The organism is Candidatus Regiella insecticola LSR1, from assembly GCF_000143625.1.
Classification (GTDB): domain Bacteria; phylum Pseudomonadota; class Gammaproteobacteria; order Enterobacterales; family Enterobacteriaceae; genus Regiella; species Regiella insecticola.
Genome location: NZ_GL379590.1, coordinates 217896 through 227596, shown reverse-complemented (window position 1 = coordinate 227596; position 9701 = coordinate 217896). Strand labels below are relative to the sequence as shown.

9 protein-coding genes are annotated in these 9701 nt (G+C 43.8%); 2 read left to right on the top strand and 7 right to left on the bottom strand.

Annotation, left to right across the window (positions count from 1 at the left end; all coding sequences use genetic code 11):
• Positions 1-23: 23 nt before the first annotated feature.
• Both REG_RS04630 and nqrM read left to right on the top strand, forming a co-directional pair.
• Positions 24-1001: an FAD:protein FMN transferase gene (locus REG_RS04630; protein ID WP_071985168.1), complete on the top strand. Its 978-nt coding sequence runs from the start codon at positions 24-26 to the stop codon at positions 999-1001.
• A gap of 13 nt (positions 1002-1014) precedes the next feature.
• A complete protein-coding gene (nqrM, locus tag REG_RS04625; RefSeq protein ID WP_039907313.1) occupies positions 1015-1242 on the top strand; it encodes a (Na+)-NQR maturation NqrM in 228 nt (75 codons plus the stop codon).
• 13 nt (positions 1243-1255) lie between these two features.
• Here nqrM and cysB read toward each other — a convergent pair whose 3' ends face one another.
• The 7 genes from cysB to xthA form a co-directional block, all read right to left on the bottom strand.
• On the bottom strand, positions 1256-2230 hold the full coding sequence (gene cysB, locus REG_RS04620) for an HTH-type transcriptional regulator CysB (RefSeq protein ID WP_006704668.1): 975 nt from the start codon (positions 2228-2230) through the stop codon (positions 1256-1258).
• A 164-nt stretch (positions 2231-2394) separates the two neighbouring features.
• Positions 2395-5019 (bottom strand): type I DNA topoisomerase, encoded by a 2625-nt coding sequence (gene topA / locus REG_RS04615; protein ID WP_006704667.1) that lies wholly within the window; start codon positions 5017-5019, stop codon positions 2395-2397.
• A gap of 181 nt (positions 5020-5200) precedes the next feature.
• A complete protein-coding gene (gene sohB / locus REG_RS04610; RefSeq protein ID WP_006704666.1) occupies positions 5201-6247 on the bottom strand; it encodes a protease SohB in 1047 nt (348 codons plus the stop codon).
• A gap of 143 nt (positions 6248-6390) precedes the next feature.
• A complete protein-coding gene (gene rluB, locus REG_RS04605) occupies positions 6391-7266 on the bottom strand; it encodes a 23S rRNA pseudouridine(2605) synthase RluB (RefSeq protein WP_006704665.1) in 876 nt (291 codons plus the stop codon).
• Positions 7267-7350: 84 nt separating this feature from the next.
• Complete coding sequence (locus REG_RS04600; protein ID WP_006704664.1) at positions 7351-7941, bottom strand: L-threonylcarbamoyladenylate synthase; 591 nt, start codon at positions 7939-7941, stop codon at positions 7351-7353.
• A gap of 34 nt (positions 7942-7975) precedes the next feature.
• Positions 7976-8845, bottom strand: a complete 870-nt coding sequence (gene rnm, locus REG_RS04595) for an RNase RNM (RefSeq protein ID WP_006704663.1) — start codon at positions 8843-8845, stop codon at positions 7976-7978.
• Positions 8846-8859: 14 nt separating this feature from the next.
• Entirely contained in the window at positions 8860-9675 is an 816-nt protein-coding gene (gene xthA / locus REG_RS04590) for an exodeoxyribonuclease III (RefSeq protein WP_006704662.1), read from the bottom strand.
• Between the last annotated feature and the right edge of the window lie 26 nt (positions 9676-9701).

Sequence of the window (9701 nt, the reverse complement as noted above, 5' to 3'; positions counted from 1 at the left end):
TAGTATTAACAAATTTACTATTATTGACCGGTTGTGATCCTGAACAAATTAATTTTTCAGGGAAAACCATGGGCACTTCGTACTCCATTAAATATGTGAGTGCACCCACCACTCCGCCGCTTGAATCGCTTCAACGAGACATTGAGCAAAAATTGCAGCTCATCAATGATCAGATGTCAACCTATCGCGAAGACTCTGAATTAAGTCGTTTTAATCAAAGTAGGCAGATCAACACCGCTTTCCCCGTTTCTGCCGCCACGGCAAAAGTGGTGCGCGAGGCCATTCGGCTCAATGGTATTACTGAAGGTGCGTTAGATGTGACTGTCGGCTCGGTAGTGAACCTTTGGGGCTTTGGCTCGGAAGGTCGCCCCGATAAAGTTCCCACTGAGGCTGAATTGGAAAAGCGTCGGGCTTGGATTGGCATCGATAAATTGGCAGTAGAGCAGAAGCAAGACGCCTTGATCAAAACTATTCCTGAATTGTATGTCGATCTTTCTGGCATCGCGAAGGGCTATGGTGTTGATGTGATTGCTGACTATTTAGAAGCCAATAACATCCACCATTACATGGTAGATATTGGTGGTGAGATCCGCACTCGCGGCAATAATGGCAAAGATCAGCCTTGGCGTATTGCTATTGAAAAACCGAATGCGAGCGGGGGATCCCGTGCGCAGGAGATCATCGAACCCGGTATCATGTCGGTTGCAACCTCGGGTGACTATCGTAACTATTTTGAAGAAAAAGGCGTGCGTTATTCTCACACCATCGATCCTAGCACCGGTCGGCCAATAAACCATCGGTTGGTCTCGGTAACCGTTTTGGATCCAAGCTGCATGACGGCGGATGGATTATCTACTGGTTTAGATGTGCTGGGGCCACAACGTGGTATGGAATTGGCGAATTTACTGAATATTCCCGTGTTTATGATTATTAAAACAGATAATGGTTTTGAAGCGCGTTATTCAACGGCGTTTGAACCTTATCTGCGCAAAAAACATTGAGGAGGAAGGCGCGATGCTAACCCTGTTTATTATCTCTTTTATTTTTTTTCTGCTCATCACAATCGGTATGTCATTGGGATATTTGGTCAAACGCAAAAGCTTACAAGGCAGTTGTGGTGGGATAACGAGCTTAGGCATGGAAAAAATTTGTGATTGCCCTGAGCCCTGTGATAGCCGCAAAAAGCGATTGGCTCAAGCTGCGGCACGTGAAAAAAAATGGGCGCAATACCGTATCTTATAATAAAACCGTTGATTCATCGCACCGGCAGTTTAATATTCTTAAACATCGCTTTAATATCTTCATTAGAGCGTAATTTTAGCGCCCGATCGACCCGATCACGTGTTAAATGCGGCGCGAAACGTTGAATAAAATCATACATGTAACTGCGTAAAAATGTACTGCGGCGAAAGCCAATTTTAGTGGTACTGCAAGTGAAGATTTCTTTAGCTTCCACTGTTACCAGATCAGGATCTTGCTGTGGATTAACCGCCATATTGGCGATAATACCCACCCCAAGACCGAGACGCACATAAGTTTTGATGACATCCGCATCGGTGGCAGTGAAGACAATGCGCGGCGTCAAACCTGCGCGTTTAAATGCGCTATCAAGCGTGGCGCGTCCGGTAAAACCCAACGTATAAGTGACTATCGGGTATGCGGCCAATTCGGTAATAGTAAGATTTTTTTTACCTGCGAGAGGATCATCTTGCCTGACGACAACCCCCCTATTCCAGTGATAGCAGGGCAGCATAATTAAATCATCATATAAATGTAATGCTTCAGTAGTGATAGCAAAATCGGCATCGCCCTTAACAACGGCTTGCGCGATCTGAACAGGTGAGCCCTGATGCATATGCAAAGAAACACAGGGGTAATGTTTAATAAAACTTTTAATTATTTTGGGTAAGACATATCGCGCTTGGGTATAGGTTGTTGCGATACAGAGTGATCCTTTATTTGGACAGGTATACTCCCCCGCGACGGCTTTAATTGCATCGATTTTTGACAGTATTTCACCGGCAATAGCAATAATTTCCTTACCCGCAGGGGTAACTTGGGTTAAATGTTTACCACTGCGCGCAAAAATCAAAATCCCGAGTTCATCTTCTAGCATTTTTATCTGCTTACTAATCCCGGGCTGAGAGGTAAACAAACCTTGCGCAGTGGAGGACACATTAAGATTATGGTGAACCACCTCGACAATATAACGTAGTTGCTGCAATTTCATCTTTGGATCACCTTTAATACCTTTTCACTGTATTTCTCCATTAGACCCTTTGTCTTTGAAGTTGCCTTCGGCTGCCAAGGCGACCGACCTATGAGCGCGGACATACCATGAGGCGAACACCCGCAGCCAAAAACGCGGCGGCTTCAAAGGTGAAGGGTATAAACCTATTTTTTATTTTCGATCCATCGACCGTCGATATAAAAAGCCGACCAAGAGGTTGCTTTACCTGATTTTTCGGAGGAAATATATTGTTGTTTAGTTTTACGACTAAAACGTACTACGGTTTTATTGCCTTCACTGTCCTTTACCGGTGCGTCAGCCAGATAGCGCAACTTTTCGGGTAAAAGAGATTTAAATCTCACCAATTCTTCCACTAATGGAGCCCGTGTCTCTCTTGATTTTGGGAAAGTATTGGCCGCCAAGAAGACGCCTGCAGCGCCGTCACGCAGAACAAAATAAGCATTGGATTGTGTACAGTGTAATTCGGGTAAAGGAATGGGGTCTTCTTTTGGCGGTGCCACGTCACCATTGCGTAAAATTTTACGTGTATTCTTACATTGATCGTTAGTACAACCCATGTACTTGCCAAAACGCCCCATTTTTAAATGCATCTCAGCACTGCATTTATCGCATTCAACAATCGGGCCTTCGTAGCCTTTAATACGAAACTCTCCTTCTTCAATCTCATAACCGTTACACACGGGATTATTACCACATATATGTAGTTTGCGGTGTGTATCGATCAGGTAACTGTCCATGGCAGTAGCACATTGCGGGCAACGACGACGCGACCGTAATGCATTGGTTTCTGCATCGTCGCCTTCTAAAATGTTAAGGATTTCTGCTTCAGGAATTAAATTAATGGTCGTTTTACAACGCTCTTTCGGCGATAAAGCATAACCGGAGCAACCAAGAAATACGCCGGTACTGGCGGTACGGATGCCCATTTGACGGCTACATGTTGGACAGGTGATTTGGATCATGACTATGGCGTTGGGACGCATACCGCCTTCTTCTGGATCCTTTTCTGCCACAGCTAATTGGGCGCTAAATTCGCTAAAAAATGCATCAAGCACGGTTTTCCATTCTGCCTGATTATTGGCTACTTGATCCAAGCTGGTTTCCATGCGCGCAGTGAAATCATAATTCATCAATTCGTGAAAATTGGCTTCCAGCCGATCGGTAACAATTTCGCCCATTTTTTCAGCGTAAAAACGACGGCTATGAAGACGTACGTACCCACGATCTTGAATGGTAGAAATAATTGAAGCGTAAGTAGAAGGGCGGCCAATGCCTCTTTTTTCTAGCTCTTTGACTAAAGAGGCTTCGTTATAGCGAGAGGGCGGTTTAGTAAAATGTTGACTAGGAAGCAATTTTTTTAAATCCAGCGGCGTGCCGACGGCAATCATAGGTAAAGCACGATCTTCATCGCCTTTACGCAATACCGATACAACTTTGCTCCATCCGTCAAAACGCAAAGTGCGCCCTTTAGCGCGCAAGCGATAATCCCCGGCCTGAACGGTTAGTGTAGTGGAATCATACTGAGCCGGTGGCATTTGACAAGCAACGAATTGACACCCGATCAATTGATAGAGTTTTTGCGCATCCGGCTCCATATCTTTTAATTGTTCAGCCAACACATTGACATTCGAAGGGCGGATGGCTTCGTGTGCTTCTTGCGAATTATCTTTATTGCTGTATTGATTGGCAGAAGTCGGCAGATAACGAGCACCAAAATTGTCGTTAATATAACCTCGTACCATCGTTAAGGCATCTTGACTCAAATTAGTAGAGTCAGTACGCATGTAGGTGATATGACCCGCTTCATATAAACGTTGCGCCATCATCATGGTTTTCTTTACGCCAAAATTGAGTCGCGTGCTAGCCGATTGTTGCAGGGTAGAGGTAATAAAAGGCGGAGGGGGCTTACTGCTGGTAGGTTTGTCTTCTCGAGCCACCACCTTATAATCGGCATCTTTTAGTAATGTTAACGCAACCTGTGTTTGCTCGGAGTTAACCGGTTTGAATGGTTTATCACCGACATGGGTAACGGCCATTTGGATATTGAGATCGCCTTTTGCTAAAAGATCGGCATGTAGCTCCCAAAATTCCTGTGGTACGAATGCTTTGATCTCACTTTCGCGTTCAACGACTAGCCGAACGGCGACAGATTGTACTCGCCCGGCAGACAAACCGCGCGCAATTTTTTTCCATAATAGAGGGGAGACCATGTACCCGACGACGCGATCCATAAAGCGACGCGCTTGCTGAGCATTAACACGATTAATATTTAATTGTCCCGGCTGCTGAAAAGCTTGCCCAATCGCGTTTTGGGTAATTTCGTTGAAAACCACACGGCTAAAACGTGTATCATCCCCGCCAATAATCTCCCGTAAGTGCCAAGCAATCGCTTCACCTTCACGATCAAGATCGGTAGCGAGATAGATGTGATCGGCTGTTTTCGCCAAGGTGGTTAATTCAGCCACCACTTTTTCTTTACCCGATAGAATTTCATATTGGGCTTGCCAACCATGATAAGGATCGATCCCCATTCGATTGACCAAAGCGGTTTTGACATCTTTTTTAACTTTTTTCTTAGACGGGGTTTTTTGTTTTTCTTTCGCTAAATTTTCAGTGATATCTGTCTTTTTTCTACCCGCAATATTTTTACTGGTGGGTAAATCACGGATATGACCGACACTCGATTTGACAACATAATTACTGCCTAGATATTTATTAATCGTTTTGGCTTTTGCCGGAGATTCAACTATTACAAGCGCCTTGCCCATAATGACCTTACCTAAATTGTTGACTGATGTTGGAGCTTACGAAATCTTCTTTGAGCTGCGCTGATACTTCTTTACGCTATGTAAACTGCGCTTTTTCGCTCATTTTTTCTTCAATTGAGCGTCGGTCAAGAAAATTTCGAACAGGCTCTAAGAAATTTTATGCTACCAATAATATTGCAATTTAGATTAGTGGTTTTTCGCTACGTTGCCACCAGCGCAATAATAAACGATCCGCATTTTTTGCTACACTGCCGGTAAATCGATCAATTAATCGTTTACGGCGACTGTATTTCACGCTAATCACTTCATGCTGTGCCATTTTAGCGATCAATAACTCATCGCTGCTCTCAATCGCGTCGACTAATCCTTTTTCTTTTGCTGTAATACCAAACCAATGTTCGCCTGTTGCCACGGTATCAATATCAAGCTGTGGAAGCCGTTGTTTAATAAATTGCTTAAACAATAAATGGGTTTCATTTAATTCTTCCCGGAATTTTTCACGCCCTTGTTCGGTATTTTCACCGAATAAAGTGAGAGTGCGTTTGAATTCTCCAGCAGTGTGTAATTCAATATCAATATTATTTTTGCGCAACCATCGATTAAAATTAGGAATTTGCGCCACTACACCAATAGAGCCAATAATAGCAAAAGGGGCAGATACGACGCGATCGGCAACACAAGCCATCATATAGCCTCCACTCGCGGCGATTTTATCTACAGCCACGGTTAAATGGATACCCGCCTGTTGTAAACGTACCAATTGTGATGCGGCTAGACCATAACCATGAACCACACCGCCAGGGCTTTCTAAACGTAGCAGTACTTCATCTTGTTTTGTTGCTACTGCCAATATCGCGGAGATTTCTTCTCTTAATGATGACACTTCATGCGCGTCAATACTGCCTTTAAAATCGAGTACATATAGGCAGGGTTTTGCTGTCGCAGTAGTGTTCAATTTAGCTTGTTGTTTTTTTAACTGTTGATCTATTTTTTCCTGTTTTTTAATTTCTTTTTGCCAACGCTTTTGTTCGGCCTCAGACAGGCGTGCTAACTGCATCTTTTGCTGAATTTCTTTATATTGTTTACCTAAATTAACGAGTTTAAGTTTACCGCTGTGGTCTGATTGATGTTGCCCGATATAAAAAACGATAAATACCAGTGCTCCTATCGCGGTAACAATAGTCACCATTTTGGCTAAAAACAGCACGTACAGATAAATTAATTCCACAAGTTCCGCCTTTCTTCATGTTTATTATTGAACATAGTAGGTGTATCCCCTTCGCCTTTGAAGCCGCCATGTTGTTGGCTGTCGGCTCTCGCCCTGGCCGCTTAGCGGCAACTTGAAGGGTATATTAGATTATGAATAGGTCGTTACAAACGCCGCTTCTTTATCTGCCTGGTGTCAGCCCTCTTTTTCTCAGAATGGCGCTTAACCGCTCGGCGAATTTGATTGGCTTTCATGCGGCGGCGTTCTTGTTCAACAGGTAATTTACTGACGGTCTCCGCAGGCAGGGATACTAACTCACGTAAATAGTTTATCGCTTTCAAGTCAAGTTCTGTCCAGCCGCCACGCGGTAAACCTTTGGGTAGATTGATATCACCGTAACGGATACGAATCAAGCGGTTTACTTTAACGTCGACCGCTTCCCAAAGACGGCGGACTTCGCGATTACGGCCTTCGGTCAAAGTGACGTGATACCATTGATTAATCCCTTCCCCACCTTGAAAACTGATCTTATGAAAAGAAGCAGGCCCATCTTCTAACTGTATGCCTTTATTAAGCTGCTTGATTTTATCCTCGTCGATTTGACCGAAAACACGTACCGCGTATTCCCGTTCAACCTCATGACGCGGATGCATGAGACGGTTAGCCAATTCTCCGTCAGTAGTAAATAGTAATAAGCCTGAAGTATTGACATCTAAACGCCCTACCGCCACCCAACGAGAAGTCCGTAGTTTAGGCAAGCGATCAAACACCGTTGGTCGCCCTTGAGGATCATGAAGGGTACATAATTCACCTTCAGGCTTGTAGTAGGCTAGTACACGACAGATGGCCGCATTCGATTCAGTAATCGCCAGTACACGACCATCCAAACGAATTTTGGTCGATTGGCGGACATCAACACGGTCACCCAAGGTTGCTATTTTACCATCAAGACTGATACGCCTTTGCATAATCATAGTTTCGATTGCACGGCGAGAGCCATGGCCAGCACGTGCTAGCACTTTTTGTAATTTTTCACTCATTGAAAACCTCTAATGTCGCCTTCACAGGCGTCGGGAGAATAATATTTAGGTGTCTGTTAGAAAAGGTGTCACATCGCCTACTCCTTAACGGATGATGACAGGGGCAGAGGTGGTCATATCGATCACGGTGCTCGGTTGTGCTTCCAAAATCCCTCCATGAATAATTAAATCCACCTGCTTGCTAAGATTTTTTTTAATGACTTCTGGATCGGATTCAGCACGATCATTGCCTTGTAATATCAACGTGGTGGACATCAACGGCTCTTTCAATAGCGCCATCAATGCTAGCGCTATTGGGTTAGTCAACACCCGCAATCCAATAGTTTTACGTTTATCATTCATCAAACGCCGTGGTACTTCTTTCGTCGCTCTTAAAATAAAGGTATAGCTCCCTGGTATATTATTTTTTATTAATTTGAAGGCATAATTATCAACATGAGCATAGGTAGAGAGCTCTGATAAATCGCGGCAAACCAGTGTGAAATGATTAGTTGTATTGTGTTGCCGAATGCGACAGATACGATCCATCGCAATTTTTTCTTCTAGACGACAACCTAAAGCATAGCCAGAATCGGTTGGGTAGATGATGACGCCGCCTTTGCTTAAAACATCAACACTGAGTTTGATTAATCGTAATTGAGGGTCTTGCGGATGAATGTGAAGAAATTGACTCATGGTTGCACCTTATTTCATCCATTTAGATGTCTTTTTATCTCACTGGCCAATCATGCCATATCGGCTTCACCTTAGCGGGTAACCACAATTTGCGTCCTAGTTCAATCCAAGAGCAGGGATAGTGAAAATCCGATCCTTGAGAGGCTAACAGATTATATTGCTCCGCATATTGCCCCAATAAAACACGTTCGTCGAGTGTCTGTTGACAGGTAGCCACTTCCATACCATGCCCACCTTGCTCGGAAAAATGAGACAGTAATCGCTTTAACCATTTAGTTGTAAGCCGATAACGTCCGGGATGTGCTAATACCGCTTGCCCTCCAGATTGAGCAATAGCATTAATGGCTTGCCCTATAGTACACCAGTGGGGTGGAACGTAACCGATTTTATCTTTTGCCAAATATTTTTTAAACACTTGGCTAATGTTGCTGGCCATTCCCAATTCTACTAAATAACGTGCAAAATGACTGCGGGTAATTTGTGCCTCTTTGGCCAAACGTGTCACATTTGGCCAGACATCAGGGATCTGTGCTTTTTCTAAGGCCTGACTGATTTCTTTCGCCCGCTGATGGCGTTTTGTCGCTTGTTCAGCCAATAATTGACAAATCCGTGGATGCGTAATATCGATATTTAAAGCAACCACATGTATTTCATGCTGTTGCCATACAGTAGAAATTTCTACCCCATGAATTAATTTTAATGCCAAATTTTGTTGCTGGATGGCGGCATCAGCTTCTGCTAACCCGTTGGTGGTATCATGATCGGTAATCGCTAATACCCCCACCCGCATTAAGGCTGCTCGCGTGACTAATTCTGTAGGGGTTAGTAAACCATCCGACGCGACCGTATGACTATGCAAATCATAAAGTGTAAAAGCGGCGGGTGCGATTATGTTATGGTTCAATGTGAATGTCCGTATTATGTACCTGATAGCATAAATTCAGACCACACCGGGGCATGATCAGAAGGTTTTTCCATGCCTCGAATTTGATAATCAATCCCTGTTGCTATACAACGTGATGCCAATGGAGCACTTGCCAACAGTAAATCAATCCGTAATCCACGATTTTCATCGAAGCCACGCGATCGATAATCAAACCATGAAAACTGGTCATTACATTCAGGATTTTTGCTGCGAAAGGTGTCAATCAAGCCCCAATTTTGCAACCGTGCGAGCCAATCACGTTCTTCAGGCAAAAAAGCACATTTTCCACTGCGTAACCAGCGCTTTTGATTATCGGAGCCAATACCAATATCAAGCTCCGTTGGGCAAATATTCAGGTCACCCATAATCAAAAGCTGATCGTCGGGAGTAAAATGTTGCTCGAGATAATGTTGTAAATCAGAATAAAATTTCGCTTTCGCGGGGAACTTTGTAGGGTGGTTGCGATTTTCTCCCTGTGGAAAATAACCATTTATCACCGTTAAGTTTCCCTGTGGTGTCGCTACATCTACCATAATAATACGGCGTTGCGCATCGGCATCGTCAGTAGGAAATCCCCGGCGTACCGCCAAGGGTTGCTGTTTGATTAACAGTGCCACGCCATAATGGCCTTTTTGCCCATGGTAATAAATATGGTATCCATACTGACTTATTTCAGCTAAAGGAAACATATCATCATGCACTTTAGTTTCTTGTAATCCGATGATATCGGGTTGATGTTGTGTAATAATCGCAGCGAGTTGATGGAAGTGGGCACGTAACCCATTTATATTAAAAGAAACAAACTTCATATCTTGTGCCGTTTTTAGTACAAAAG

Bases quoted from the DNA above. Each gene is read 5' to 3' on its own strand.
- nqrM (WP_039907313.1), top strand. From the start codon at position 1,015: ATGCTAACCCTGTTTATTATCTCTTTTATTTTTTTTCTGCTCATCACA.
- cysB (WP_006704668.1), bottom strand. From the start codon at position 2,230: ATGAAATTGCAGCAACTACGTTATATTGTCGAGGTGGTTCACCATAAT.
- topA (WP_006704667.1), bottom strand. From the start codon at position 5,019: ATGGGCAAGGCGCTTGTAATAGTTGAATCTCCGGCAAAAGCCAAAACG.
- rluB (WP_006704665.1), bottom strand. From the start codon at position 7,266: ATGAGTGAAAAATTACAAAAAGTGCTAGCACGTGCTGGCCATGGCTCT.
- REG_RS04600 (WP_006704664.1), bottom strand. From the start codon at position 7,941: ATGAGTCAATTTCTTCACATTCATCCGCAAGACCCTCAATTACGATTA.
- xthA (WP_006704662.1), bottom strand. From the start codon at position 9,675: ATGAAGTTTGTTTCTTTTAATATAAATGGGTTACGTGCCCACTTCCAT.